We start from the raw sequence: 25,937 nt of genomic DNA on the forward strand, positions 1-25,937 counted from the left end.
CTTCTTCCGGGATGTTCACTTGCGGTTCGCCTGTGTCCGGGGACAGTGGCGGCCGGAGGGTCATGGCTAGATGCCGCCGTCCCGGCTCTCGTTGCGGACAATGCGTTCGCCCGTGTTCGGGTCCACCACGGAGCGGGTTTCGCTCACCCGGCGGCTGCGGCCGGGCGACGCCAGGACCAGCGAGGCGATCAGGCCGATGACGCCGACGGCCATCAGGATGTAGCCGATCAGGGTCTGGTCCACGTAGGGGATCAGGCCGGGGGTAATGGCCCACGCCAGGATGGCACCGATGGCGATAAGGAAAATGGAGGAACCGATTCTCATGACTTGCTCCTAGCTGTCCGGGGGGCGTGCGGGCAAACTTGATCAGCATGCTGTCTAGCGACAGGCTACAGGCCGCCCCCTGCTGATTCAATGAACCGGGCAGGGGTGTCCGTTTCAGTGTTGGAAGTCCGCGCTCGGCGCTGATTCCCACTCAATGTGATGGCCGTAGACCCAGTCGAAGTTATCCGCGGGCTTCCGGGACAGCGAGCGGAACACGGCCCTGAGCGTGAGGTCCTCGAAGACCCGCTTGAACTGCCCCCGGACCTTCGGAGCTGCGTTGCGCCTTCCCCACTCCACCACTGCCTCTGCCCTTGCGCGGCGCTCGCGCTCATAGCGGCCGAAGGCCTGTTCGAGGGCAGCCGTGTCGGTCCGGGCAGTGGTGCCGAGAAGGGCGCGCCCCAGTGCCACCGCGTCCTCGATCGCCATCGAAGCACCCTGCCCGGACGACGGGGAAGCGGCATGGGCGGCATCCCCCACCAGTACCATGCGGCCGCCGTACCAGCGGGGAACGCTGGGGAAATCGTAGGTGCGGTAGGGCCGGATGATGTCGCTTGTGGCTGCGATGATGGCCGCCATGGGCGTGCGGTCACCGGAAGCCAGGCCGGCCAGCCAGTCCTTCAGTTCGGCCGGTGAAAGCTGCGCAGGGTCTTCCGAGGACCGCTCCAGCGGGTTGGCAAACCACCACGTCCGCCCCTGTGGATCGCGCATGTAGCAGTAGAAGCACCTCTTGCCGAAGACCATCTTCATTCGCCCGGCTTCGGGAAGCGGCGTCCCTTCCGGAAGCGTTCCCGCCGGGACAATTCCGCCGGTGTTGAGCAAGGGAATGCTGCGGGGTTCGGGGGCAGTGGGGTCAATCGCGGTGCGGACAGCCGAGCGCAGCCCGTCCGCCCCGACCAGCATGTCGCCCCTGGCGGACGTGCCGTCTGCAAACACGGCGGCGACTGACCCGGCCGCCTCTTCCACCGATGCGAGGCGCTTTCCGTGCTCAATGCGGACGCCCCGCCTCGCGGCCTCCGTCCGCAGCAGCCCGTATAGCTCTGAGCGGGTCAGGGTCCGGGCGGTGGTCCCATCCGGCAGCGAGCCGCCGTAGTCGAAGTCGGCCAGATGCCGATCGGTGCTGCCCAGGTGCATGGACATTGTGGGGGTGCTGAAGCCGAGTTGACTGGCGCCATGTTTGAGGCCGAGGGTGTCCAGTGCGTCGAAGCCGTTGACAGCGAGGGTGAGGAAACCGCCGACGCCGTCAGACGCGGCGCCGTAGGCCTCGTACACGACGGCGGTGTGGCCCGCCTTGGTAAGGGACAGGGCCGTTGCAAGCCCTGCGATTCCGGAGCCGATAACCATGCAATGCAACATCCAGGATACCTCCGTAAGTTATTTCGTTCGGTCGAAAGAAATATATTCCCAGGGTGGCTAAGAGTCAATCCTTTCGGTTTGACGAAAGACTTTGTTAACCTCGGATTATGGACCAAACCCGGATGAGTCAACGCGAAGCATTGCTGCAAGCCGTCTACGACTCGGGCCGGGAGCTGTCCACGGCCTCGGTTATGTTCCATGCCAAGCTCTCCGAACTCCGTGGGCTGTCGGCGACCGAAGGCAAGGCGATCGACATCCTGCTGCGGTTCGGCCCCATGACGGCCGGGGAATTTGGCGAGCGCTCCGGGCTCGCGCCGGCCTCCGTCACGGGACTCATGCAGAGGCTGGAGAGCAAGGGAGTGGCCAAACGGGTCCGCCATGCCCAGGACAAACGCAAAGTCCTCATCGAGTTGGTGGGCGACCAGCCGGCCGCGGCCGCCCCGCATTTCGCGGATTTCATGGCGGGACTGGCGACATTACTTGAGGGCTACAGCGATGACGAACTCCGGGTGATCGCCGATTTTTCCAGCAGGGCGGCCCGGATCCAACAGGAAGCTGCGGGCCGGCTGGGCCAGGCGTCAAGCATCGACCAGCCGCCGGGCCAGTCGTAACAACCCGGCTGCAGCGCGGCGGCAGCGGCGTGGGCCATTAGCCTTGATGGGTACGTGGAACCCATCCCGGCTCCTCCGTGGCCCCCTTTGGCGGACGCCACGCATCTCCCGGCGTACTCACAGAAATATGGTTACCGATGTCTGAAGTTTCCCCCACAGTTGTGGTTACAGGGCTGGGAGCGGTCACCCCGGTCGGCTCGACGGCCGGCGATACCTGGTCCGCGCTGCTGGCCGGACGCTCCGGAATCTCGGCCCTCGACGACGACTGGGCCGGCGGGCTGCCTGTCCGTATGGCGGGACGCGTCACCGCCGATGTTCCCTCGCTGCTGTCCACTTTGGAGTACAAGAGGATGGACCGTTGCGGCCATCTTGCCCTCATTGCCGCCCGCGAGGCATGGGCACAGGCCGGCCGGCCGGAAACTGACCCGGAACGGCTCGCCGTCGTGATCGGCTCCGGTTACGGAGGCCTGGACACCACGCTGGAGCAGACCCGGACGCTGGACGGGAAGGGGCCGCGCAGGGTTTCCCCGCACACCCTCACCCGGATCATGACCAACGGTCCCTCTGCCTGGGTCTCGATTGATGTTGGAGCCCGCGGCGGGGCGCGGACGCCCGTCAGCGCGTGCGCCTCCGGGGCTGAAGCCATTTCCCAGGCAGCCGACATGATCCGGAGCGGCGCAGCCGACGTGGTGATCGCCGGCGGGGTGGACTCCTGCATCAACGGCCTCACCATCAGCGGTTTCGCGCAGATCAGGGCGCTCTCCACCCGCAACGACAGCCCGCCGGCCGCATCCCGCCCCTTCGACCGGGACCGCGACGGCTTTGTCATGGCCGAGGGCGCCGGGATTGTGGTGCTGGAACGCGAAGACCATGCCCGTTCCCGCGGAGCCGACATCCTCGGCATCATCGCCGGCAGCGCCGTCACCTCGGACGCCGTGGACATCGTGGCGGCAGACCCCGCCATGCAGCGCCGTGTCCTGCGCAAGGCCATTGCCGCCGCCGGCCTCACCGGAGATGACATCGGCTTCGTCCACGCCCACGCCACGTCCACCCCTGTAGGGGACCGGCTCGAAGCGGAGGCAATCGGCGCCGTCGTCGGGCATTCCGTTCCCGTCACGTCCACCAAATCCCTCACCGGGCACCTGCTGGGCGGGGCCGGAGCGCTGGGTGCCATCGTCACCATCCAGGCGTTGCGCACGGGCACGGTCCCCGGGACCCTCAACCTTGAAAACCTGGATCCGGACATCCACCTCAACATCGTTTCGGAGACAACCGGGGGACTGGCGGCGAAGGCCGGCATTTCCAACGCGTTCGGATTCGGCGGCCACAGCACCTCCTTGGTGATAACGGCCGGCTGAGTTCCACCAGATGAGTTTTGCCAGGTGAGCTTTGCCAGGTGAGCCCCGCCTCGTGAGCCCCGCCGGCAAAGTTAGGCTGTTCCGATGGAGACAGTCGTGTGGTCCAGGCCGGAGAATCAGCGCGCCGGAACACCGCTGCTGGTGATGATGCACGGTTACGGAACGGACGAGGTGCGCATGTCGGACCTCTTCGGCCTGTTGCCGCCCGATTTCACCTGCGCGGCCCTTCGCGCACCCAAGGTGATCGGCGACGACTACGGCTGGTTCCTGCTGGACTATTTCCTGACCCATGACTTCGCGGACGTCATTTCGGTCAGCAACAAGGTGTTCGACTGGATCAACTCGGTCAAAGGGCAACACAGCAGCGTCAGCCTGCTGGGCTTCTCGCAGGGCATGGCCATGGCCAGTACGCTGCTGCGGCTGCGGCCCCACGACTTCCGGGCCGTCGTGGGCCTCTCCGGATTCGTCCTGGATAACGAACTGCTTTCCATGAGCGAAACGTTCGACACCAAGCCGCCGTTCTTCTGGGGCCGGGACAAGGCTGACCTGGTCATCAATGACGACGCCGTTGAGCACACCCAGGAATGGCTGGAGCGGAACACACAACTGACGGCACGGACCTACCCGGGCATGGGCCACACCATTTCCAAGGCCGAAATGGTGGATGTGGGCGCCTTCCTGCGCCACTACGTGCTGCGCTAAGGCGCGAGTTGCAGCCTTCCCTGCCCTGGGATTCCCGTAAGAATCCGAACACAGAAGAAAAACCAGTTGCGCGCTAAATTTGTAAGCGCTTACACTCTTCTTCGGCCATGTACCGGGCCCAGGACTTCAGGAGAAGAAAGGGCTGAGCCCGTGTTGCATGGCTAAAGCACCGCGCGTGACCATTCAGGACGTTGCCGCATTGTCTGGGCTGTCCATTTGTACCGTTTCCCGTGCGCTGCGCGGGCTCCCCAACGTTTCCGAGACCGCCCAGCTGAAGGTGGCGGATGCCGCCACGAAGCTCGGCTACAAGGCATCCTCCGCGGCGTCGCGCCTGGCCGGCGGAATCACGGGGTCCGTAGCCATCATCGCGCCCACGGCCACCGCCTGGTTTTTCGCCCAGGCCGTCGAAGCGGCCGAGGAAGTCTTCGCGGACAGCGGCTTCGACACCGTCCTCATCAGCCTGCGGAACACCCCGAGCGTGCACCGCAAGGTGTTCGGAGACCTGGACGCCCTGTCCCAGCGCGTGGACGGCATCCTGCTCCTCAACATCGCCCTCGGCGACGACGAAATCCAAGCCCTGGCCTCCTCCGGGCTGGCCGTTGCGAGCGTGGGCATGCATAACGTCCCCTGGGACAACGTGGGCATCGACAACGAGGACGCGGCCTGGAAAGCCACCAACCACCTGCTGGGGCTTGGCCACTGGGACCTGGCCATCCTGTCCGGACGCGAACCCGGAGCACGCTCGGTGGTCACGGCCACGGACCGCCTTAACGGCTTCCGGCGGGCCCTTGCCGAGCATGACCTGACCGTTGATCCGGACCTGGTGATGGACGCCGGCTCCAGCATTGAAGGCGGCCGCCGGGCCATGACGGAACTCATCGAAAACCGCCGGATGCCGTCCGCGATCTTCGCCGGTTGCGACGAAACGGCCTTCGGCGCCCTCATGGCTTTACGGGACCTCGGTTTGTCAGCGCCCAAAAACGTGTCCATCATAGGAATAGACGATCATCAGATGAGCTGGTTCCTGGGCCTGAGCACAATGGCCCAGCCGGTAGCCGATCAGGGCGCCTTTGCAGCCAACCTGCTGATTGAGGGACTCCAACGTCCGGGGCCGCTGACCGCCCCCGCCAGCCATGTGCTGGATACCAAGCTGATTGAACGCAAGAGCACGCGACGAAAACGCTGAGCGTAAACGCCAAGCACATGCATTCCCGGGCATTGAGGCCCGACTCCGCCCTCCGGCCGTCGCCGGACGGTCCGCTCCGTACCAAACCCGGCAGTATCCATGCACGTCCCCTGCACCCCGTCTGAAAGGACACCGAGTACCGCATGACTGAGCTCTCCAACAGCACCGCCGCAGGCACCACTACTGCCGGCAACAGCACCGCCGCAGGCACCAGTACTGCCGGCGGCAGCCGCGGCTGGACCGGCGCTTCCGCCATCCTCTTCGACCTCGACGGTGTGCTCACCCCCACGGCGATTGTCCACGAGCGCGCCTGGCAGGAGCTTTTCGACGGCTACCTGCAGGCTGTCCCCGGAGCGGACGGCTACCGCGAAAGCGATTACTTCGACCACATCGACGGCAAGCCGCGGTTCGACGGCGTCCGGGACTTCCTCGCGTCGCGCAGCATTGTGTTGCCCGAGGGTCCCGCGGATGACGACCCGGCGAACGACACGGTCCATGGCCTCGGCAACCGCAAGAACAAGGTCTTCAACGACATCGTCGAATCCGGCGGCGTGGCACCGTACGAAGGCTCGGTGCGCTTCCTGGCAGCCGCGGAGGCGCTGGGGCTCAAGGTCGCCGTCGTCTCCTCCTCACGGAACGCCCCGGCGGTACTGCTGGCAGCGGGACTGGCGGACCACTTCACCGTGGTGGTGGACGGCGTCGTGGCAGCGGCCGCAGGCCTGCCCGGCAAGCCCAGCCCCGCGACGTACGAGTACGCCGCACAACTGCTGGACCTGCCCAGCGACGAATGCGTCGTGGTGGAGGACGCCGTGTCCGGCGTCCAGGCCGGAAGCGCCGGAAGCTTCCACTCGGTGATCGGCGTGGACAGGGGAGCCGGCCGCCAGACGCTGCTGGACGCCGGCGCCACCCTGGTGGTCGACGACCTGAACGAACTCCTCTAACCCGGCCAGCCCCCACCCCCGAACCTGCACAACGCCAAAAGGAACCCCAACAGCCATGGCACTCATCACCTCTGACCGCGCCCGATTCCCGAACGACCCCTGGCAGCTCGTGGAGACCGTCCACCTGCCCGGAAATGCCGGAACCCTGGAGACGCTCTTCAGCTTGGGCAACGGCCATCTCGGCATCCGCGGCGCGCACTGGGCCGCAGCGGACGCCGACCTTCCCGGCAGCTTCATCAACGGCTTCCACGAAACCTGGGACATCAAGCACGCAGAGAATGCCTTCGGTTTCGCCCGCACGGGCCAGCGGATCCTCTACATCCCGGACGTCAACAACTTCACGGTCATCATCGACGGCGAGACGCTGAGCCTCAGCGAATCAACGGTGCTGGACTACCGCCGGTCCGTGGACTTCGCCACCGGTATCTACGAATGCCGGATCACGTGGGAGTGCCGTTCCGGTGCCACCGTGACCACCACGGAGCGCCGGGCCGTGGGCTACCAGTCCCGCGGCACCATGGGCGTCAGCCTCGAAGTGGCGCCGGACCGGGACGTGTACGCCGATGTGACATCCTCGGTGATCAACCGCCAGGACCAGCCGGTGGAGGACCACTCCACGCACGATCCGCGGCGCGCCGGACGGCACGCCGGGCGCGTTCTCCTGCCGGTACGGCTCGACGGCGGCGACGGCTCGCTGCGCCTGTCCTGGGAAGCAGCGGAGTCACGTCAGCGCGTTGGCCTGGCCGTGGACCACTGGACGTCGGCCGAAGTGCAGCCTTTTGAGACCCTGGTGGACCAGGATGACAGCAGTGTCCGGTACGTGCTGGCCGTGAGCGAGGACCGGCCCTTCCGCCTGGAGAAGAGCGCCAGTTACGCCGTGGCGCGGGCCTTCCGCGAGGGAGCGGTAGACGGCGGGTCGGCGCAGGATCCCTCCGAAGCGGCCGAGAGCGCCCTGCAGCCCGTCAGCGCCATCTTCGCCGAGAGCGAGGCGTATTACCGGGACTACTGGGCCACCACGGACATCGTGGTGGGAGGCCAGCCCGAGCTGCAGCAGGCCATCCGCTGGAACCTTTTCCAGCTGGCCCAGGCCACCGCCCGCGCGGACGTTGCCGGCATCCCGGCCAAGGGTGTCAGCGGCTCCGGCTACGACGGGCACTACTTCTGGGACCAGGAGGTGTACCTGATGCCGTACCTGACGTACACCAACCCGGACAACGCGCGCCAGGTGCTGGAGTTCCGGCACGAGATGCTTCCGGACGCCAAGGTGCGCGCCAAGGAACTCAGCGTGGATGGCGCGCTGTTCCCGTGGCGCACCATCAACGGGCTCGAAGCCAGCGCCTACTACGCCGCCGGCACCGCACAGTTCCACATCGCCGCAGCTGTCGCTTTCGCCACCAACAGGTACATGTGGGCCAGCGGCGACGCGGATTTCAATCACGGGATGGGCTCGGAGCTGCTGATCGAAACGGCCCGGATGTGGGTCTCCCTCGGCTTCTTCGGCAAGGACGGGCTCTTTCACATCCACGGCGTCACCGGCCCGGACGAGTACACGGCCGTGGTCAACGACAACCTCTACACAAACGTCATGGCCCGGTTCAACCTGCGCGCCGCGGCGGCGCTTGACCACCCGGGGATCGACGACGCCGAACGCGAGCTCTGGGAGCAGGCCGCCAACCGGATGCAGTTGCCCTACGACGAAGACCTCGAGGTGTATTCGCAGGACAACGACTTCATGACGCTGGAGCCGTGGGACTGGACTACGCCCCGGTCCAAGTACCCGCTGCTGCTGAACTACCACCCGCTGGTGATCTACCGGCACCAGGTGCTGAAGCAGGCAGATACCGTGCTGGCGATGTTCCTGCAGTGGCAGGACTTCACGGCCGAGGAAAAGCGGCGGGCGTTCGACTTCTACGATCCGATCACCACCGGCGACTCCACCCTGTCCGCCTGCGTCCAGGGAATCATGGCCGCCGAGGTGGGTTACGGGAAGGCCGCGCTGGACCACTTCACCCACGCGCTCTTCATTGACCTCGATGACATCCACGGCAACACCATCGACGGCGTGCACATCGCCTCCACCGGCGGCGTCTGGAGTTCGCTGGTCAGCGGCTTTGCGGGCCTTCGCGACCAGGGTGACGTTCCGTACTTCGACCCGAGGCTGCCTGTCGAATGGGAGGGGCTGTCCTTCCACCTCAAGGTGCAGGGACGCCGGGTGTTCGTTGAGCTGGAGCAGGGGTCCATCGGCCTCAGCATCCGGGAGGGCGAACCCCTGGACGTCAACGTCCGCGGCGACGTTCTCACCGTGGGCAGCGACGTTGCACGGGTGCCGCTGGCCCCCGTCGGCGCCCCGGAGCCCACGGTTTTCCCGAGCGGCCTTCCAACGTCGTCCATCCCGATCGTCCGCGCCCACACGTTCGCGGGCCAGAGCTAAAAGCGGCCCGGAACAATCCCGTGGCCGGACCGTGGACAGCCCGCCTAAGGGCTGTCCACGGAATTCGGGCTGTCTGCCGGCGCAGGGCTGTCCACGGGCGCCGGGTTTTCTGAACTGCTGTCCAGCGGATGCGCGAGTTCGTCGGACGGCATCCGGGCAACGATCATGGCCACCACCGCCATGATGGGGCACACGCCGCCGGCCACCAGGAAGATCACCCACGTGGGCACCACAGCCGCGGCGGGTCCGGCCAGGGCCATGGAGACGGGCATCAGGGCCAGGGACACGAAGAAGTCCAGGCTGGAGACCCGGCCCAGCAAGTGCGGGGGAACGCGGCGCTGTAGGAGCGTCCCCCAGATGACCATTCCGAGGCCTCCGGTGGCACCGAAGATAAACAGCGCCGCCGCAACCATCCAGAAGCTGTCCATGATCCCGATGGCGGCGAGCGGCAGGCTGCCGGCACCCCACGAGACCATCATCACCGTGAGGTAGCGGCGTGGCAGCGGAAAGGACGCCGTGGCCAGGGAAGCGCCCGCCCCGCCCACGCCCATCACAGCCAGCAGGAAACCGAACATGCGGGAATCGCCGCCCAGTTGGTCGCGGACAACGAACGGCAGCAGCACCTCGATGGGCCCGATCAGGAACAGCACCGAGATGCAGGCCCAGAGCAGTGTCCACAGCAGCCACGGCGTGCGGACGGTGTAGCTGACGCCTTCGCGGAGGTCGTGGAAGAAGGATGTCTTGGCCCGTTCCGGGGCGGGCCCGCCGTCGGCGCCGGGAGCGTCCAGGGCGTGCTGGCCGAGGAAATTGAGGATGATGAAGGCGAGTAGGTGGCATGCCGCCACACCCGTGACGGCGTGCGAGGGGGACAGCGCGGCCACCAGGATACCGGCGACGGCGGGACCGGCAGCCTGTTGCAGGATGGGCCTCATGGTCCCCTCCATGCCGTTGGCCGCCAGCAGGTCCTCCCGCGGCAGAATCCTGGGCAGGATAGCCGAGTAGGCCGGGAAGAAGAACGCCGCCCCCACGCCCAGCACGAAGGCGCCGATCACCAGATGCCACAGCTGCAGCCAGCCCGCCAGGGCCAGTCCGCTGATGCCGGCGATCACGGCGAGATTGGTGCCTTCGACTGCAATGATCAGGAGCCGCTGGGGCACGCGGTCCGCGGCGATCCCGCCGGCCAGGACGAATGCCACCAGCCCCACGCTGCCCGCAGTGGCAACGAGGGACAGCTCCAGCGGGCCGCCGCCGAGGTGGATGACCTGGTAGACCATGGCAACGGCCCACATTCCGGAACCGAAAATCGAAACGGCCAGCGCCGCGATCAGCACGCGGTACTCACGGTGCACAAAGGGCCGGAGGGCTCTGGGGGCGGGCATAGGGTCAGTCTAGGCCTGCTCCGCCCGGCCGTGCCGCCGCTACGGTTGGCCGCCGCCGGGCTAGGCTCTGCCCATGGGGAACAGTCCGGCCGGCACGTGGCGCCGCAGCATGGCATTCATCGGTAACAACCCGGGGCTGGCGCTGCATCCGGTCAACGGCGAGGGCGTCCACGTCCCCGGCGAGCCCGCCAGCTGCTTCGCTTCCTTCTGGATGGCCGAGTGGTCCAGGTGGGGCAGCGGAAATGCCCTGCTGGTCGCCACCCGCCAAGGCTGGCGGAGCTACGGCGCCAACGGTTACTTCGCCGAGAACCTGGCCAATGAACTCACCCGATATTTTCCGGAAGCCGCCCGCTTCCCGCTGACTGAAATCACCCACACTCAGGACGAGTTCGACGTCGAACTGGACATCGGGCGCGGCTTCCGGGCCGTGGGGCGGAAGGCGGAGCTGGAGATCAGCGGCGTCCTGGACCGCCGCCAGTTCTCGGCGTCGGATTTCCAGCTCGGCGAAAGCAGCGCCGCGCTGAGCAACGTGTACCTTCCGTGCAGCGCCGGGCGGCTGTCGGAGTTCGGGGTGGAATGGCCCGGCTCACCGGCGGTGTACCCGGGACCCCGGGGGCCGTCGTCGTCCGCGTATATTGCCGTGGCCGAATCCTGGGTGATGTAGCGGCGTGGCCTAGTGTTAAGGGTGAGAGGCAGCCACGAGCTGCCCTTGCCCGGTTGCAACCACGGTCGCTATCCCTGATTGCACCGGCGGCTGTACCCGAACCAGGAAAGGTGACGATAGCCATGCGGAAGAACCCGGCAATGAAGATTGCACAAAGAACTGCCCACAAGGCGGTGTTCGACTCCCAAGGCAAGCCAAAGCCAGGACTGCACAGCATGCTGCTTCGGGCCGTCGAGGTCCAGCGCCCGCTGGTGCTCGCCAACCTCCGGCGGCTCCAGCGCAGGCACCCGCGGGCCACGGCCGCGCAACTGGCGGACAAGCTGGAGCGCGACTACGTGTTCGCCGTGACGGGCGGCGGCGCCCTCGTGGGCGGCACGGCCGTCATCCCGGGCGTTGGCACGGTTGCTGCGCTGGGGCTTTCCGCGGCGGCCACCATCGGCTTCCTCGAAGCCACCGCACTGTACGCCACGTCCCTGGCCGAGCTGCACGGCATCCGCATGGTTGATCCCGAGAAGGCCAGCACGCTGGTCATGGCCATCATGCTGGGCGAGGAAGGGACCGCCCTCCTCAGTAGCCTCAGCGGCCAGGCCGCCGGCAAAAGCAAGGGCCCCACGGACGCCTGGGGTTCCGCGTTCGCCCGCAAGACGTCGTTCCCCGGCTTCGGCTCGGTGCGGGACCGCATCCAGCGGGCATTCCTCCGCAACCTGCTGCAGCGGCAGGGGACGGCCCTGCTGGGCCGGGCGCTGCCGTTCGGCGTCGGAGCCGTAGTGGGCGGCGTGGGCAACCGCGTGATGGGACGCGCCGTCGTCGCCAGCGCCAAGGAGGCCTTTGGCCCGATGCCGGATACGATTCCCGGCGAACTGACCGCCGGAACCCCTGGCAACCCGGCGCCGGGCAACACGCCCGGCAGCAGGGCCGGCGGGCCAGCCGCAATCGACTCCGCCGGGGACAACCCCGCCGGCACAAACACCCCCGGTGGGGACGCAACGTTGAAAGGCGGATTCCTTGGATCTGAACGCTGACCTGGGGGAGTCCTTCGGCTCCTGGACCATGGGGGACGACGCCGCCATGTTCCCGCTTATCACCAGCGCCAGCGTGGCCTGCGGCCTGCACGCCGGGGACCCCGTCACCATGCTGGACACCTGCCGGGCGGCCTTTGAACTGGACGTCCGCGTGGGTGCGCACGTCGGGTACCCGGATCTTGCAGGCTTTGGCCTCCGGTCCATTGACATGACCTTCGACGATCTCTTCGGGGCGGTGCTGTACCAGCTCGGCGCGCTCGACGGCGTGGCGCACGCCGTCGGGGCATCCGTGGACTTCGTAAAGGCCCACGGCGCGCTCTACGACCGCACGGTGCGTGACGCCGAGCAGGCCTCTGCCGTCATCGCCGCCATCCAGGCGTACGATCCCGGGCTGCCCATCCTGGGCCTGCAGGGATCCGCGCTTCTGTTCGTCGCGGCGGAGGCCGGCCACCCCGTGTTCCACGAGGCCTTCGCGGACCGCGCCTACTTCCCGGACGGAACGCTGGTGCCGCGCTCCGAAGACGGTGCGCTGCTGCAGGACGCCAGGGAGGTGGCCGAACGAGCGGTCCGGCTTGCCATCCATGGCGAAGTGGAGGCCGTGGACGGCTCCGTGATCAGGCTCCAGCCCCACTCACTGTGCCTGCACGGCGGCACACCAGGCTCCGTCGAGACGGCAACGGCCGTCCGCAAGGCACTGGAAGCAGCCGGCGTGGAGATCGAAGCCTTCGCCTAGCCTTACAAGCGCGAACGGACACGTATGGCCCTCCCGGAGGGTGCTCAAGTGTCCGTTCGCGCCCCAATACGCCGGAGCGGTGCCAGTGCCGTTCGGCCCTATCCCCGGCCCGAACGCGCAACGAAGCTGGAAGGCATGGCTTCCGGACCCCATGCGGGGTTAGATGGACCCGCATCAGATGCAATGTTGAAGCTGGGCCGATTCTTCACGAAATGGGACCAGACCGACGACGGCAGGGCTGTGTTCCGGGAGGGCGGCCGCAAGGGCGACATCTTCTACCGCGACCGCTGGAGCCACGACAAGGTGGTCCGCTCCACGCACGGGGTGAACTGCACCGGCTCGTGCTCCTGGAAGGTGTACGTCAAGGACGGCATCATCACGTGGGAGTCCCAGCAGACCGACTACCCGTCTGTTGGCCCGGACAGCCCGGAGTACGAACCCAGGGGCTGCCCGCGCGGCGCGGCCTTCTCCTGGTACACCTACTCGCCCACCCGCGTCCGCTTTCCGTACGCCCGCGGCGTCCTCGTCGAGATGTACCGGGAGGCCAAGGCCAGGCTGGGCGACCCGGTGCTCGCCTTCGCGGAGATAGCGGCTGACCCGGAGCGCCGCCGCCGCTACCAGCAGGCCCGCGGCAAGGGCGGCCTGGTGCGGGTCTCGTGGCAGGAGGCCATCGAGATCGCGGCCGCCGCCCACGTGAACACGATCAAGACCTACGGCCCGGACCGCTGCGCCGGCTTCTCGCCCATCCCCGCGATGTCCATGGTGTCGCACGCCGTCGGGACCCGCTTCATCCAGCTGATCGGCGGGGTGATGACGTCCTTCTACGACTGGTACGCGGACCTTCCCGTCGCCAGCCCGCAGGTGTTCGGGGACCAGACCGACGTCCCGGAATCCGGTGATTGGTGGGACGCGGGCTACCTCATGATGTGGGGCTCCAACGTCCCGGTCACGCGGACCCCGGACGCACACTGGATGGCCGAGGTGCGGTACCGCGGCACCAAGGTGGTCACGGTCAGCCCGGACTATGCGGACAACACGAAGTTCGCCGACGAATGGCTCCCCGCCCAGGCCGGGACGGACGCTGCGCTGGCCATGGCGATGGGCCACGTCATGCTCAAGGAATTCTTCGTGGACCGCGACGTCCCGTTCTTCTCCGACTACGTCCGCCAGTACACGGACCTGCCGTTCCTGGTCCGGCTCGAACCGCGCGACGACGGCACCCTCACGCCGTCGAAGTTCCTCACCGCCAAGGACCTCCCCGCCGAGTCCGGGGCCGAGGACGCTGCGTTCCGCACCGTGCTGTTCGACAAGAAGACCGGCCTCCCCGCGGTGCCCAACGGCTCCATGGGCTTCCGCTACTCCGGCAGCGGCGAGGGCAAATGGAACCTGGACCTCGAGGGGATCGAGCCCGCACTGTCACTGGGCGAGGTCTCCGGGGAAAGCGCCGAGATCCTGCTGCCATGCTTCGAGGACGCCAACGGGGCCGGCAGCGTACTGAGGCGCGGAGTGCCGGTCCTCGAGGTCGGGGGCCAGCTGGTCACCACCGTGTTCGACCTGATGCTGGCCCAGTACGGCGTCGGCCGCGAAGGGCTCCCGGGGGAGTGGGCAGCGGGCTACGAGGATGCCTCGACGCCCTACACTCCGGCGTGGCAGGAGGAGATCACGTCCGTCCCGGCGCAGGCCTGCATCCGGGTGGCCCGCGAGTTCGCCCGCAACGCCGAAGAGTCCAAGGGCCGGTCCATGATCATCATGGGCGCCGGGATCTGCCAGTGGTTCCATGGCGACGCGACCTACCGGGCGGTGCTGGCCTTGGTGATGCTGACCGGCTGCATGGGCCGCAACGGCGGCGGCTGGGCGCACTACGTTGGCCAGGAAAAAACGCGCCCCGCCACCGGCTGGGTGTCCCTGGCGAATGCCCTGGACTGGTCCCGGCCGCCGCGGACCATGATCGGCACCGGTTACTGGTACATGCACACGGATCAGTGGCGCCAGGACGGCTACTCCGCGGACGCGCTCAAATCCCCGCTCTCCACCGGAGCCCTGGACGGCATGCACACCGCGGACGCGCTGGCCCAGTCCGCGCGGCTCGGCTGGATGCCGTTCTATCCGCAGTTCGACCGGAACCCCCTGGACCTCGCGGACGAGGCGGAGGCCGCCGTCGCCGCCGGCACCGCGAAGGACACCCCGGGCTACATCGCGGACGCGCTCAAGAACCGCACCCTGACCCCGGCGATCGAGGACGTGGATGCCCCGGAGAACTGGCCGCGGACGCTGGTGCTGTGGCGTTCCAACCTGTTCGGGTCCTCGGCCAAGGGCAACGAGTACTTCCTCCGCAACCTGCTGGGCACCCACAACAACGTCCTGGGCAAGGACCACGCCGAAGGGCTCAAGCCCCGGGACGTGAAGTGGCACGAGCAGGCGCCGGAAGGAAAACTGGACCTGCTGGTGTCAGCCGACTTTCGGATGACCTCCACCACGCTGCTCTCCGACGTCGTGTTCCCGGCCGCCACCTGGTACGAGAAGCACGACCTGTCCTCCACCGACATGCATCCGTTCGTGCACGCCTTCACTCCTGCGATCGATCCGCCCTGGGAGACCAAGACGGATTTCGACATGTTCCATCTGCTGGCCGAGGAGTTCTCCCGGATGGCCAAAACCCACCTGGGTGTGCGCCGGGACCTGGTCAGCGTGCCGCTGCAGCACGACACCCCGGGCCAACTGGCCCAGCCCGGCGGGATCGTGCGGGACTGGCGTAACACGGACATTCCCGCCGTGCCCGGGCAGAACATGCCCGTCTTTTCCGTGGTGGAGCGGGACTACACGGCCATCGCTGACAAGCTCGCCGCCGTCGGGCCGCTGGCCGACAAGCTCGGTTTCACGGTCAAGAACGTCACGTACAAACTCGCCGGCCCGTTGGAGCGGCTCAGCCGCTCCAACGGCGTGATGTTCGGCGGCGCCGCGGACGGCCGCCCCGCGATCGACACCGACGCGAAAATGGCCGAGGCCATCCTGGCTTTCTCCGGCACCACCAACGGCGCGCTGTCGGTGCAGGGCTTCAAGGACCTGGAAATCCGCACCGGACGGAAACTCGCGGACCTGTCGGAGGGCTCCGAGGAAAAATTCATCACCTTCGCCCAGACGCAGGCCGGCCCGGTCCCTGTGATCACTTCGCCGGAATGGTCCGGCTCCGAGACAGGCGGCCGGCGCTATGCACCGTTCACCATCAACGTGGAACGGCTCAAGCCCTGGCACACGCTGACCGGGCGGATGCACTTCTTCCTGGACCACGACTGGATGATCGACATCGGCGAGGCCCTGCCGATCTACCGGCCGCCCCTGGACATGCACCGGCTGTTCGGGGAACCCAAACTGGGTCAGGACGGGGCCATGGAGGTGGTGGTCAGGTACCTGACGCCGCACTCCAAGTGGTCCATCCATTCCGAATACCAGGACAACCTGCTGATGCTCTCGCTGTCCCGCGGCGGACCCACGGTCTGGATGAGCCCTGCCGACGCGGCCGCCATCCAGGTCAGGGACAACGACTGGGTGGAATGCGTGAACATCAACGGGGTCCTGGTGGCCCGGGCGATTGTCAGCCACCGGATGCCGGCCGGCGTGGTCTACGTCCACCACGCGCAGGAGCGCACCATCGATGTGCCGAAGTCCGAGGCCACGGGAAGGCGCGGCGGCATCCACAACTCCGTGACCCGGCTGCTGGTCAAACCCTCGCACCTGATCGGGGGCTACGCCCAGCTGGCCTACGCGTTCAACTACCTTGGCCCCACCGGAAACCAGCGCGACATGGTTGCCACCGTCCGACGTCGTTCACAGGAGGTGCAGTACTGATGCGTGTCATGGCTCAAATGGGCATGGTCATGAACCTGGACAAATGCATCGGTTGCCACACCTGCTCCGTGACCTGCAAGCAGGCCTGGACCAACCGTGCGGGCACCGAATACGTCTGGTTCAACAACGTCGAAACCCGGCCCGGGCAGGGCTACCCGCGCCGCTACGAGGACCAGGAGAAGTGGCAGGGCGGCTGGGAGCTGAACAAGCGCGGCAAGCTGGTGCTCAAGGCCGGCGGCCGGGTGAAGAAGCTGCTGGGGATCTTCGCCAGCCCGGTCCAGCCCGAGCTCAAGGACTACTACGAACCGTGGACCTACGACTACAAGACCCTCGTGGACGCGCCGCTGGGCGACGATTTCCCGGTGGCACGGCCCAAGTCCCTGATCACCGGCGAGGACACCAAGATCACCTGGTCCGCGAACTGGGACGACGACCTGGGCGGAGCCACCGAATACGGCCACCTGGACCCGATCGTGGAGAAGGTCCGCCGCGAGTCCGAGGACAAAATCAAATTCGCGTACGAGCAGACCTTTATGTTCTATCTCCCGCGGATCTGCGAGCACTGCCTGAACCCGTCCTGCATGGCTTCCTGCCCGTCCGGTGCCATCTACAAGCGGGTGGAGGACGGGATTGTCCTGGTGGACCAGGACAAGTGCCGCGGCTGGCGCCAGTGCGTCACCGGCTGCCCGTACAAGAAAATCTACTTCAACCACAAGACCGGCAAGGCCGAGAAGTGCACCTTCTGCTACCCGCGGGTCGAAGTGGGGCTGCCGACGGTCTGCTCGGAGACCTGCGTGGGCCGGCTGCGGTACCTGGGGTTGTTCCTGTACGACGCCGACGCCGTCACCGCCGCGGCGTCCGTCACGGACCCCCAGGAACTCTACGACGCCCAGATGGACGTGTTGCTGGACCCGAACGATCCCGCCGTCCTGGCCGAAGCCCGGGCCGAGGGCATCCCCGAGGACTGGATCGATGCCGCCCGGCGCTCGCCGGTCTACGCCCTGGCAAAGGTGTACAAGGTGGCCCTGCCGCTGCACCCCGAATACCGGACCATGCCGATGGTCTGGTACGTGCCGCCGCTCTCACCCGTGGTGGACCTGCTGCGCGACCAGGGGCACGACGGCGAGGACGCCGGCAACCTCTTCGGCGCCATCGACGCGCTGCGCATCCCGGTGGAGTACCTGGCGGAGCTCTTCACGGCAGGGGACGCCGACAGGGTCACTGCAGTGCTGAAGAAACTCGCGGCCATGCGCTCCTACATGCGTGGCATCAGTATGGGCAACGACCCCGACGACTCCATCCCGGAAGCCGTGGGCATGGACGGGCAGACGATGTACGAGATGTACCGGCTGATGGCGATCGCCAAATACGAGGAGCGCTACGTCATCCCCAAGGCCCACGTGGAGCAGGCCCATGACCTCGAGGAGATGGGCTGCTCGCTGGACTTCGACGGCGGCCCGGGCATGCAGGATTCCTCGCCGTTCGGAGAAGCCAGCGGCAAGCCCGTTCCGGTGGCGGTGGAAACCTTCAACGCCCTGAAGGACCGCCAAACCTCAGGCGAGGCTCCCAGCGAAACAACCCTGCGCGGCCGGGTGAACCTGCTCAACTGGGACGGCACCGGCGCGCCTCCGGGGCTGTTCCCGGAAAAAGCGCCTTTCCCGGAAAAACATACGGCGGGGGAGCAGCCGTGAGCCGGCGCCAGCAGGTGGTTTACCTTGCGGCGGCCTGGTGCCTGTCCTACCCGGACGAGGAACTGATCGGCAGGGTGCCGCTCATGCGGGACGCACTGGGAGAGTTTCCCGGAGCCGGCGCTGACTTCGCCGGGGTGCTGGACCTGCTGGAATCCACGCCCCTCATGGAGGTGCAGGCCCACTACGTCCGCGAATTCGACCTCGGCAAGCGCCACGCCCTGCACCTGAGCTATTGGACGGACGGGGACACCCGGCGCCGCGGCGAAGTACTGGGCAACTTCAAGAAGACGTACCGGCAAAGCGACATTCTGGTGGACACCCACGGGGAACTGCCCGACTACCTGCCGATGGTCCTGGAGTATGCCGCCGTGGTGGACCTCGCGGCCGGCCGCGGGTTGCTGACCCGTTTCCGGGCGAGCCTGGAGATGCTCCGCTTCGGGCTGCTCCGGGACGAGCTCCCGCATGCTCGTATCCTGCAGGCCATCTGCGCCACGCTTCCGGGGAAGTCCCCGGCGGACGAGCAGGCCGTCATGCGGATGGCCGGCTACGGGCCGCCTACCGAGGCCGTTGGGCTGGACCCGTACGATCCGCGCCTGCTGCCCGTGAAGGGGGCCTGACCATGCCGGCATTCGAAGCCGAGCCCGGATCCGCCGTCGAAATCTCCTCATTGGACATCCTGCTCTGGGGAGCCCTGCCGTACGTCATGGTGGTGGTCCTCGTAGGCGGACTGGTGTGGCGCTACAAGTACGACCAGTTCGGCTGGACCACCCGGTCCTCGCAACTCTACGAATCCCGGCTGCTGCGGATCGCCTCCCCGCTGTTCCACTTCGGCCTGCTTGCCGTGATTGCCGGGCATTTCTTCGGCCTTGTCATCCCGATGGCCTGGACCCAGGCCGTGGGGATGAGCCAGGAGTTCTACCATCTCAACGCATTGCTTGTGGGCGGGGTCGCCGGCGTCGGGACCCTCGGCGGGATCCTCCTGCTGATCTACCGCCGCCGCACCACCGGGCCGGTGTTCATGGCCACCACCAAGAACGACAAGACCATGTACGTGGTGCTGACCGCCGCGATCGTGTTCGGCCTGTGGACCACGCTGGCCAGCGTTTTCGAAGGCGAGCACGGCCACAACTACCGCGAAACGGTGGCCCCGTGGTTCCGCTCCCTCTTCATCTTCCAGCCGGACATCGCGGCCATGGCAGCGGCGCCGTTCTCCTTCCACCTGCACACCCTTGTGGGCATGGCATTGTTCGTCATCTGGCCCTTTACCCGGCTGGTCCACGCCTTCACGGCGCCGCTGCATTACCTCTTCCGGCCGTATATCGTCTACCGCTCCCGGGACAGGGACCGGGACAGGGACCGCACTGGGAGACGCGCCGGCGCCTCTGGCCCGCGGACCTCAGGGACGGCGGCGCGCCGCGGCTGGTCCGCGGTCGGGACGCGTGACCGGGACACCCGGAACCGCTGAGCCGCACCGGGATTAGAGAACAAGAGAGGAGCACACCGTGGCCGGAGCAGCATCCCCGTCCGTATCCGCCGCCCCCGCCGGCCGGACCCTCAACCTGGTGCTCGCCACCTCAGCCTCGGTGGTGTGCTTCTGGGCGTGGAACTCCGTGGCCACGTTGGGCTCGTTCTACACGCTGAACCTCCAGCTCAACCCGGCCACAACCGGCGTGCTCGTCGCCATGCCGGTGTTCGTCGGATCACTGGGGCGGATCGTCGTCGGAACGCTGACGGACAGGTACGGCGGCCGCGCCATGTTCACGTTTGTCCTCCTGGCCACCATCCTCCCGATCCTCCTCGTGGCACTCGGGGGCACCCTGAGTTCCTTCGCGGTGGTGCTGGGCGCCGGCCTGCTGCTGGGGGTCGCCGGAACCGTCTTCGCCGTCGGGATCCCCTTTGTCAGCGCCTGGTACGAGCCGTCCCGGCGCGGCTTCGCCACAGGGGTCTTCGGCGCGGGCATGGGCGGGACGGCGCTCGCTGCTTTCCTCAACCCACGCCTCGTTAATTGGATCGGCTACTTTCAGGCGCACGTGCTGATCGCCGGGCTCCTGGCCGTAATGGCTGCGCTCATCTGGTTCCTCATGGAAGAGTCTCCGGGCTGGAGCCGTAATAACGACCCCGTGCTGCCTAAGCTCATCGTCGCGGCCCGCACCCCGGTCACGTGGAAGATGTGTTTCCTGTACGCCGTCGTCTTCGGCGGCTTCGTTTCCTTCGCCACCTACCTGCCCACCTACCTGCGGGATGTTTACAGCTTCGACCCCGCTGGAGCCGGCGCCCGCACAGCCGGGTTCGCCCTCGCCGCGGTGCTTGCCCGGCCAGTCGGCGGTGTGCTCGCGGACAAGGTGGGCCCCAAACCCGTCGTCGTCGCCTCGCTCGCCGGCGTCGCGGTGCTCGCCTGGGTAGTGAACCTGCAGCCCGACGGCGAAGTCCCCGCCGGCCTGACGTTCGTCGCCATGGCGGCGGCCCTGGGGCTGGGTGCGGGCGGCGTTTTCGCCTGGGTCGGCGTCCTGGCCCCGCCAGGCAAGGTGGGCAGCATCAGCGGAGTGGTCAGTGCAGCCGGGGGCCTGGGCGGCTACTTCCCGCCGCTGGTCATGGGCGCAACGTACGACGCCGCGTCGCACAGTTATTCGATCGGGTTGCTTCTGCTTGTGGTCACTGCGCTCGTGGCGCTGGCGTTCACGGTGTTCGCGGTGCGGGGACGGACCAAGGCACAGACCGTGCCGGTGTAGCTGTTCCGGTTAGCCGAAAGCCAGGTGCGCCACCGCGAAAATGGCCAGGCCGGCCAGGGCGCCCACCACCGTGCCGTTGATCCGGATGAACTGCAGGTCCTTGCCCACCTGCAGCTCAATCTTCCGTGAGGTCTCCTCGGCATCCCAGCGGGCCACGGTCTCCGTAATGACGCCGGCGATGTCCGAGCGGTAGGTCTTCACGAGGTAGCCGGCGGCGTCCCCGATCCACGCGTTGACCTTGCCTGCCAGTTCGGGGTCCACCACAAGCCGGGTGCCGAAGTCATGCACGGCCGCCTTGAACTTAAGGGTGAGTTCGCTGTGCGGATCGTCGACGGCACCGAGCAGCGCCGCCTTGATGGTGCCCCAGGTGCGGGATGCCAGTTCGCGGACCTCGGGGTCGCCCAGCACCTGCGCCTTGATGCCTTCGGCCCGGGCGATCATCACGGGGTCATGTTGCAGGTCTTGCGCCAGCGAGGTGAGGTAGGTGTCGATGGACTGCCGGACCTGGTGCTGCGGATCGGCCTGCACGGCCTTGGTGAACTTGAGGATTTCGACGTAGACCTTGTCTCCCACGAGGCCGTCCACGAACTGCGGAACCCACTGCGGGGACCGGTCCGAAACCAGCCTGCTGACCGTCTCGTGGTTGTCCCGGACCCAGTCCACGGTCCGGTCCACCAGCAGGTCCACCAGGGTGTGATGGTGCCCGTCGGCGAAGATCCGCTCGGCGAGCCTGCCCACCGGCGGCCCCCACGGCGGAGTGAGCAGGTGCTTGCGGACCATGCTTTCAATCACTGCCTGGACATCGTCGTCGTTCAACACCTTGAACGCGCCGCGGATCACGGCGGCACCTTCCCTGGCCACGCGCTCGGGACCGCCGGGACCGGACAGCCAGGCGCCCACCTTCCGGGCGATGTCCACGGAGGCGAGCTTTTCCTGGACCACCTGTTCGGACAGGAAATTGGTCTCCACGAACTCGCCCAGCGACGCGCCGATCTGGTCCTTGCGGCGCGGGATGATGGCGGTATGCGGGATCCTGATGCCCATGGGGTACTTGAACAGGGCCGTCACGGCGAACCAGTCCGCCAGGGCGCCCACCATGCCGCCCTCCGCCGCGGCCCGCACATACTCCAGCCACGGGTACTGCTTCTGCAGGGCGAAGGCAAAGACGAAAATCACTGCCATCACGATCAGCAGTCCCAGCGCCAGCAGCTTCATCTTTCGCAGCGCAGCTGCTTTTTCGGCGTCACCGCCCAGCCCGGGATCGACGACGGCGGCACCACTAGCGGGCGGGCCCGCATGCGCCGGGCGCGTTGCAGCGGGACGGGTGGTTTGTTCACTGTTCACCTGCATGTGCCCAGCCTAGCCCCGCATCCGTGGCGGGTCTCCGCTAACGTGTCACCATGACTACCGACGAGTCCGCCTCCACCCGGCCGCTGGTCTACGCCCACCGCGGTTCCAGCGCCGCCTTCGCGGAGCACACCCGGGCTGCTTACCTCCAGGCCCTTGCGGACGGCGCCGACGGGGTGGAATGCGACGTCCACCTCAGCCGGGACCAGCACGTTGTCCTGCTACACGACGCGAACCTGGACCGCACCTCGGACGGAACCGGCCCCGTGGCCGACCGGACCCTCGATGAACTGCGGCAGCTGGATTTTTCCTCGTGGAAGGGCGCCCGGATACCGCTCGAGTACGGCGGAAAGTCTGATCAGCTGCTGACGCTGCCGGATCTGCTGGACATCCTCCGGGCGGCGGGCCGGGAAATCGGGCTCGCCATTGAACTCAAGCATCCCAGCCCTTACCTGCTGGCGCTGGAGGACCGGGTGCTCGAGGTGCTCGCCTCCGAGGGCTGGGATCCGCAGACGTCCAAGGTGGACAACGTCAGTGTCTCCTTCATGAGCTTCAGCCCGGACTCCGTGAAGCACCTGCTCGCGACCGTTCCCACCGAGTCCATCTGCCAGCTGGTGGATGACATCACCGTGGACGAAGTCCGCGAGGAACTGGGCCTGGGCCTCATCACGGGCGGGGCCGTAGCGAACGTCATGCGGGCGGCACAGGTGGAAGGCGAACGGATCCTGGACGACTGCGAAGTCAGGCTGGCCGGACCGGGCATCGACTATGTCCGCCGGCACGCCCGTGCCGTCCGGCGATGGCTGGAATCCGGCCGCAGGTTCAGGGTGTGGACCGTGGACTCGGAACAGGACGTGCAGCTGTGCCAGGAGCTGGGAATCCACGAGATCACCACCAACCGGCCGGCGCAGGTGCTGGCCCAGCTCTCGGAAAGTAGCCACCCCGTCAGCTGACGGCCTGCGCCTCCGCACCGTTCATCCTGCGCCGCCGCAGCGTCAGGCGGCAAGGTCGCGCCGCCGCCATCCCGCGAAACCCAGTGCGCCGAGCAGTGCCGCCGCCGCCGTGAGGGCCACCAGCGCCGGAATTCCCTCCGCATCCACCGGGAGCAGCGGGGTATGCCGGAACGGCGAGAGGTCCATCAGCCATTCCGGGGCATTCCAGAGCACGCCGAATTCACCCAGTGCAATGAGTCCCAGCAGGAGCACCCAGACGGCCGCTGTCATCCGGGGTACCCAGCCGAACACCGCCAGGGCCGCACTGGTCAGCACCCACGCCGCCGGAATCTGGGCCAGGGCCGCCACTGTGCACCGGGCCACCAGTCCGGCGTCGTTGACGGCGGACGCGGCTCCGATTCCGATGGAGACTCCGGTCAGCAGTTGCAGCAGCCCAACGCCGGCCAGGGCCACGGCGTAGTGGCTGCCCGCCCAGCGGATGCGGGTGGCGGCGGTGCCCAGCAGGGCCTCGGTATGCCCGGCCGATTCCTCGCTGCGGAGATGGTTGGCGGCGGAGATGCCGTAGGCCGCCGCGAGGACCCCCATGATGCTGATCTCGGCTGCGAGGAACGCGTCGGTGAGGGCCTGCGGGCCGCCCAGCGCCCGCATCAGGTCCTGGGCGCCCGGCGACGTCAGGAAATCGGCCACGGTGCCGACGAGCGAGCCGATCACCACCCCGAAGAGGACAAACGCCACTCCCCACGCCGCCAGGACGCGGTACTGCAGGCGCACGGCGAGGCCCAGGACACCGGAGAGCTTTCCGCGCGCCGGGCCGGGCCGCTCATCACGCAGTCCGGCGCCGAGGTCGCGGCGGGCCCGCAGGAAAAACGCAACAGGGACAAGGGCTGCGCAGAGGGCCAGCGGCAACGAAAGGACCCACCAGTGGTCGCCGGCGTAGGCCCGGATCTGCTGGTTCCACCCGATGGGCGAGAGCCAGGACCAGACCGAGGGGCCGGGTTCGGCGAGGTCGCCCACCGCGCGCAGCCCGTAGGTCACGGCAATGACCCCGATGCTGGACCCGGTGGCCGCCCGGGCGCTTGCCGTCACCTGCGCCGCCACAGCTGCCACGGTGCTGTAGGCCATCCCGGTGGCGGCCCAGCCCAGCCCGAAGGCCAGTGACCCGCTGGCGGGCAGGCCGCCGACGGCAAGCGCGGCCGCCGAGAGCAGCCCGGTGAGGATGCTGGTTGCAAAGCTGATGGCCAGCGCGGACACCAGCGGTGCGTCCCGTCCCAGCCGTCCGCCGCCGAGGAGTTCCAGCCGCCCGCTTTCTTCGTCCCCCCGTGTGTGCCGGATGGTGAGGATGACCATGAGCACGGCCAGGATGGCTGTCATGAAAGCGGTGTATTTGATGAGCGAAAGGGCACCGAGCGAGGCAGGATCGTAGATCCGCCCGAACAGCGCCACCATGGACGCCGTGGCGTTCAGCGCGGTGGCGGCTGCCACCCGGCTGGGCTCGTCCGGGTACAGCCCGGCGCCGGCCGCCGCGGTCGAGTAGGCAATGATGGCGAAGCCCAGGATCCACAGCGGCAGCATCCAGCGGTCCTGCCGAAGCGCGAGCCGGACCATAACACCGGTGCCGGCCAGCGTGCCGGTGGTGGAGGTACGGGTCGTCTTGGTGCGGGCTTCGGCGGTGCGGGTCATCGCCGTGCCGATTCGAGCGATCCGGCCGGGCCGTAGTGGCGCAGGAACAGATCCTCCAGCGTGGGCGGCTGGCTGGTCAGGGCGTGCAGTCCCGCGGCCGTCACGGCCTGCAGGAACGGGCCCAGTGCCGCGGGGTCCACCTGGGCGCTCACACGGTGGTCCGACACCACGACGTCGTGGACGCCGGGCAGGAGATCCAGGCCGGCCGGCACGCGCGCGACGTCGGCCGTGACCGACGTCCGGGTCAGGTGCCGCAGCTGCTCGAGCGGCCCGGACTCCACCACCCGGCCGGCGCGGATGATGCTGACCCTGTCCGAAAGCGCTTCGGCCTCACTCAGAATGTGGCTGCTCAGCAGGACCGTGCGGCCCTGCGCCCGCAGCTCACGCACGCACCCGCGGAAGGCGTCTTCCATCAACGGGTCCAGCCCGCTGGTGGGCTCGTCCAGGAGGAAGAGCTCGGCGTCGGTGGCCAGGGCGGCCACCAGGGCAACTTTTTGCCGGTTGCCCTTGGAATACGTGCGCGACTTCTTGGTGGGGTCGAGGTCGAAGGTCTGCAGCAGCCGGTCCCGCCGGCCGCGGTCCTGTCCGCCCTGGAGGCGCCCCAGCAGGTCGATCACCTCCCCGCCGGTCAGGTTCGGCCACAGGGCAACGTCCCCGGGCACGTACGCCAGCCGGCGGTGCAGTGCGGCGACATCGTGCCAGGGATCCAGGCCCAGCACCCGGATCGAGCCCGAGCTGGCACGCAGCATGCCGAGCAGAAGCCGCAGCGTGGTGGACTTGCCGGACCCGTTGGGACCCAGGAAGCCGTGAACCTCGCCCGCCGCCACGTTGAAGTCGAGCCCGTCGAGGGCAGTTACCGTTCCAAAGCGCTTGACGACGCCGGTCATTTCCACCACGCTGCTCATAGTCAACAAGCTACGCCGCGCTGTGGCTCCTGACACGGGCGGAAAGTCCCGTTTACCGGGGTGTCCGCGGCTGTGGTTGCAT

At 67.6% G+C, this 25,937-nt stretch carries 21 protein-coding genes; 15 read left to right on the forward strand and 6 right to left on the reverse strand.

What is annotated here, in order from left to right; translation table 11 throughout:
* Positions 1 to 66: 66 nt before the first annotated feature.
* Together AC1DRE_RS06700 and AC1DRE_RS06705 are read right to left on the reverse strand one after the other, a co-directional pair.
* On the reverse strand, positions 67 to 324 hold the full coding sequence (locus AC1DRE_RS06700; protein WP_214956179.1) for a DUF6458 family protein: 258 nt from the start codon (positions 322 to 324) through the stop codon (positions 67 to 69).
* A 114-nt stretch (positions 325 to 438) separates the two neighbouring features.
* Entirely contained in the window at positions 439 to 1,665 is a 1,227-nt protein-coding gene (locus AC1DRE_RS06705; protein WP_476983896.1) for an FAD-dependent oxidoreductase, read from the reverse strand.
* Positions 1,666 to 1,784: 119 nt separating this feature from the next.
* Here AC1DRE_RS06705 and AC1DRE_RS06710 point away from each other — a divergent pair, with 119 nt between their 5' ends.
* From AC1DRE_RS06710 to AC1DRE_RS06735, 6 genes are all read left to right on the forward strand, one after another.
* Entirely contained in the window at positions 1,785 to 2,288 is a 504-nt protein-coding gene (locus AC1DRE_RS06710) for a MarR family winged helix-turn-helix transcriptional regulator (RefSeq protein WP_476983897.1), read from the forward strand.
* A gap of 137 nt (positions 2,289 to 2,425) precedes the next feature.
* Positions 2,426 to 3,646: a beta-ketoacyl-[acyl-carrier-protein] synthase family protein gene (locus AC1DRE_RS06715; RefSeq protein WP_476983898.1), complete on the forward strand. Its 1,221-nt coding sequence runs from the start codon at positions 2,426 to 2,428 to the stop codon at positions 3,644 to 3,646.
* A gap of 84 nt (positions 3,647 to 3,730) precedes the next feature.
* On the forward strand, positions 3,731 to 4,348 hold the full coding sequence (locus tag AC1DRE_RS06720) for an alpha/beta hydrolase (RefSeq protein ID WP_476983899.1): 618 nt from the start codon (positions 3,731 to 3,733) through the stop codon (positions 4,346 to 4,348).
* 175 nt (positions 4,349 to 4,523) lie between these two features.
* Positions 4,524 to 5,534, forward strand: coding sequence for a LacI family DNA-binding transcriptional regulator (locus AC1DRE_RS06725; RefSeq protein WP_476983900.1), 1,011 nt, complete (start codon positions 4,524 to 4,526; stop codon positions 5,532 to 5,534).
* Between the two features lie 143 nt (positions 5,535 to 5,677).
* Positions 5,678 to 6,475 carry an HAD family hydrolase gene (locus tag AC1DRE_RS06730; RefSeq protein WP_476983901.1) on the forward strand — a complete coding sequence of 266 codons (798 nt, stop codon included), beginning with the start codon at positions 5,678 to 5,680 and terminating at the stop codon, positions 6,473 to 6,475.
* Between the two features lie 55 nt (positions 6,476 to 6,530).
* Positions 6,531 to 8,906 carry a glycoside hydrolase family 65 protein gene (locus AC1DRE_RS06735; RefSeq protein WP_476983902.1) on the forward strand — a complete coding sequence of 792 codons (2,376 nt, stop codon included), beginning with the start codon at positions 6,531 to 6,533 and terminating at the stop codon, positions 8,904 to 8,906.
* Positions 8,907 to 8,950: 44 nt separating this feature from the next.
* On the opposite strand, the gene AC1DRE_RS06740 is transcribed toward AC1DRE_RS06735, so the two are convergent.
* Positions 8,951 to 10,285: an MFS transporter gene (locus AC1DRE_RS06740; RefSeq protein ID WP_476983903.1), complete on the reverse strand. Its 1,335-nt coding sequence runs from the start codon at positions 10,283 to 10,285 to the stop codon at positions 8,951 to 8,953.
* A gap of 73 nt (positions 10,286 to 10,358) precedes the next feature.
* Here AC1DRE_RS06740 and AC1DRE_RS06745 point away from each other — a divergent pair, with 73 nt between their 5' ends.
* From AC1DRE_RS06745 to AC1DRE_RS06780, 8 genes are all read left to right on the forward strand, one after another.
* Positions 10,359 to 10,949, forward strand: a complete 591-nt coding sequence (locus AC1DRE_RS06745) for a hypothetical protein (protein WP_476983904.1) — start codon at positions 10,359 to 10,361, stop codon at positions 10,947 to 10,949.
* 116 nt (positions 10,950 to 11,065) lie between these two features.
* Positions 11,066 to 11,971 (forward strand): hypothetical protein, encoded by a 906-nt coding sequence (locus AC1DRE_RS06750; RefSeq protein WP_476984146.1) that lies wholly within the window; start codon positions 11,066 to 11,068, stop codon positions 11,969 to 11,971.
* Positions 11,955 to 12,704, forward strand: a complete 750-nt coding sequence (locus AC1DRE_RS06755) for a LamB/YcsF family protein (RefSeq protein ID WP_476983905.1) — start codon at positions 11,955 to 11,957, stop codon at positions 12,702 to 12,704. Before AC1DRE_RS06750 ends, AC1DRE_RS06755 begins: the two co-directional genes overlap by 17 nt.
* Before the next feature lie 135 nt (positions 12,705 to 12,839).
* Positions 12,840 to 16,550 carry a nitrate reductase subunit alpha gene (locus AC1DRE_RS06760; RefSeq protein ID WP_476983906.1) on the forward strand — a complete coding sequence of 1,237 codons (3,711 nt, stop codon included), beginning with the start codon at positions 12,840 to 12,842 and terminating at the stop codon, positions 16,548 to 16,550.
* A complete protein-coding gene (narH, locus tag AC1DRE_RS06765) occupies positions 16,550 to 18,241 on the forward strand; it encodes a nitrate reductase subunit beta (protein ID WP_476983907.1) in 1,692 nt (563 codons plus the stop codon). Before AC1DRE_RS06760 ends, narH begins: the two co-directional genes overlap by 1 nt.
* Positions 18,238 to 18,858, forward strand: coding sequence for a nitrate reductase molybdenum cofactor assembly chaperone (gene narJ, locus AC1DRE_RS06770; protein WP_476983908.1), 621 nt, complete (start codon positions 18,238 to 18,240; stop codon positions 18,856 to 18,858). Before narH ends, narJ begins: the two co-directional genes overlap by 4 nt.
* 2 nt (positions 18,859 to 18,860) lie before the next feature.
* Complete coding sequence (narI, locus tag AC1DRE_RS06775; protein WP_476983909.1) at positions 18,861 to 19,706, forward strand: respiratory nitrate reductase subunit gamma; 846 nt, start codon at positions 18,861 to 18,863, stop codon at positions 19,704 to 19,706.
* A gap of 37 nt (positions 19,707 to 19,743) precedes the next feature.
* Complete coding sequence (locus tag AC1DRE_RS06780) at positions 19,744 to 20,970, forward strand: MFS transporter (protein ID WP_476983910.1); 1,227 nt, start codon at positions 19,744 to 19,746, stop codon at positions 20,968 to 20,970.
* Positions 20,971 to 20,979: 9 nt separating this feature from the next.
* Here the strand turns inward: AC1DRE_RS06780 and AC1DRE_RS06785 are convergent, their stop codons facing one another.
* On the reverse strand, positions 20,980 to 22,320 hold the full coding sequence (locus tag AC1DRE_RS06785; protein WP_476983911.1) for a DUF445 domain-containing protein: 1,341 nt from the start codon (positions 22,318 to 22,320) through the stop codon (positions 20,980 to 20,982).
* 50 nt (positions 22,321 to 22,370) lie between these two features.
* Between AC1DRE_RS06785 and AC1DRE_RS06790 the strand changes: the two genes are divergently transcribed.
* On the forward strand, positions 22,371 to 23,270 hold the full coding sequence (locus tag AC1DRE_RS06790) for a glycerophosphodiester phosphodiesterase (RefSeq protein WP_476983912.1): 900 nt from the start codon (positions 22,371 to 22,373) through the stop codon (positions 23,268 to 23,270).
* A 42-nt stretch (positions 23,271 to 23,312) separates the two neighbouring features.
* Here AC1DRE_RS06790 and AC1DRE_RS06795 read toward each other — a convergent pair whose 3' ends face one another.
* Together AC1DRE_RS06795 and AC1DRE_RS06800 are read right to left on the reverse strand one after the other, a co-directional pair.
* Positions 23,313 to 24,950 carry an ABC transporter permease gene (locus AC1DRE_RS06795; RefSeq protein ID WP_476983913.1) on the reverse strand — a complete coding sequence of 546 codons (1,638 nt, stop codon included), beginning with the start codon at positions 24,948 to 24,950 and terminating at the stop codon, positions 23,313 to 23,315.
* On the reverse strand, positions 24,947 to 25,855 hold the full coding sequence (locus AC1DRE_RS06800) for an ABC transporter ATP-binding protein (RefSeq protein ID WP_476983914.1): 909 nt from the start codon (positions 25,853 to 25,855) through the stop codon (positions 24,947 to 24,949). Before AC1DRE_RS06800 ends, AC1DRE_RS06795 begins: the two co-directional genes overlap by 4 nt.
* Between the last annotated feature and the right edge of the window lie 82 nt (positions 25,856 to 25,937).

This window comes from Arthrobacter sp. P4_H3 (genome assembly GCF_056400885.1).

Coding starts and splice junctions, on each gene's coding strand:
- AC1DRE_RS06720 (WP_476983899.1), top strand. CDS start 3,731: ATGGAGACAGTCGTGTGGTCCAGGCCGGAGAATCAGCGCGCCGGAACA.
- AC1DRE_RS06785 (WP_476983911.1), bottom strand. CDS start 22,320: ATGCAGGTGAACAGTGAACAAACCACCCGTCCCGCTGCAACGCGCCCG.
- AC1DRE_RS06700 (WP_214956179.1), bottom strand. CDS start 324: ATGAGAATCGGTTCCTCCATTTTCCTTATCGCCATCGGTGCCATCCTG.
- AC1DRE_RS06800 (WP_476983914.1), bottom strand. CDS start 25,855: ATGAGCAGCGTGGTGGAAATGACCGGCGTCGTCAAGCGCTTTGGAACG.
- AC1DRE_RS06795 (WP_476983913.1), bottom strand. CDS start 24,950: ATGACCCGCACCGCCGAAGCCCGCACCAAGACGACCCGTACCTCCACC.
- AC1DRE_RS06715 (WP_476983898.1), top strand. CDS start 2,426: ATGTCTGAAGTTTCCCCCACAGTTGTGGTTACAGGGCTGGGAGCGGTC.
- AC1DRE_RS06760 (WP_476983906.1), top strand. CDS start 12,840: ATGGCTTCCGGACCCCATGCGGGGTTAGATGGACCCGCATCAGATGCA.
- AC1DRE_RS06790 (WP_476983912.1), top strand. CDS start 22,371: ATGACTACCGACGAGTCCGCCTCCACCCGGCCGCTGGTCTACGCCCAC.
- AC1DRE_RS06710 (WP_476983897.1), top strand. CDS start 1,785: ATGGACCAAACCCGGATGAGTCAACGCGAAGCATTGCTGCAAGCCGTC.
- narI (WP_476983909.1), top strand. CDS start 18,861: ATGCCGGCATTCGAAGCCGAGCCCGGATCCGCCGTCGAAATCTCCTCA.
- narH (WP_476983907.1), top strand. CDS start 16,550: ATGCGTGTCATGGCTCAAATGGGCATGGTCATGAACCTGGACAAATGC.
- AC1DRE_RS06705 (WP_476983896.1), bottom strand. CDS start 1,665: ATGGTTATCGGCTCCGGAATCGCAGGGCTTGCAACGGCCCTGTCCCTT.
- AC1DRE_RS06730 (WP_476983901.1), top strand. CDS start 5,678: ATGACTGAGCTCTCCAACAGCACCGCCGCAGGCACCACTACTGCCGGC.
- AC1DRE_RS06745 (WP_476983904.1), top strand. CDS start 10,359: ATGGGGAACAGTCCGGCCGGCACGTGGCGCCGCAGCATGGCATTCATC.
- AC1DRE_RS06740 (WP_476983903.1), bottom strand. CDS start 10,285: ATGCCCGCCCCCAGAGCCCTCCGGCCCTTTGTGCACCGTGAGTACCGC.
- AC1DRE_RS06735 (WP_476983902.1), top strand. CDS start 6,531: ATGGCACTCATCACCTCTGACCGCGCCCGATTCCCGAACGACCCCTGG.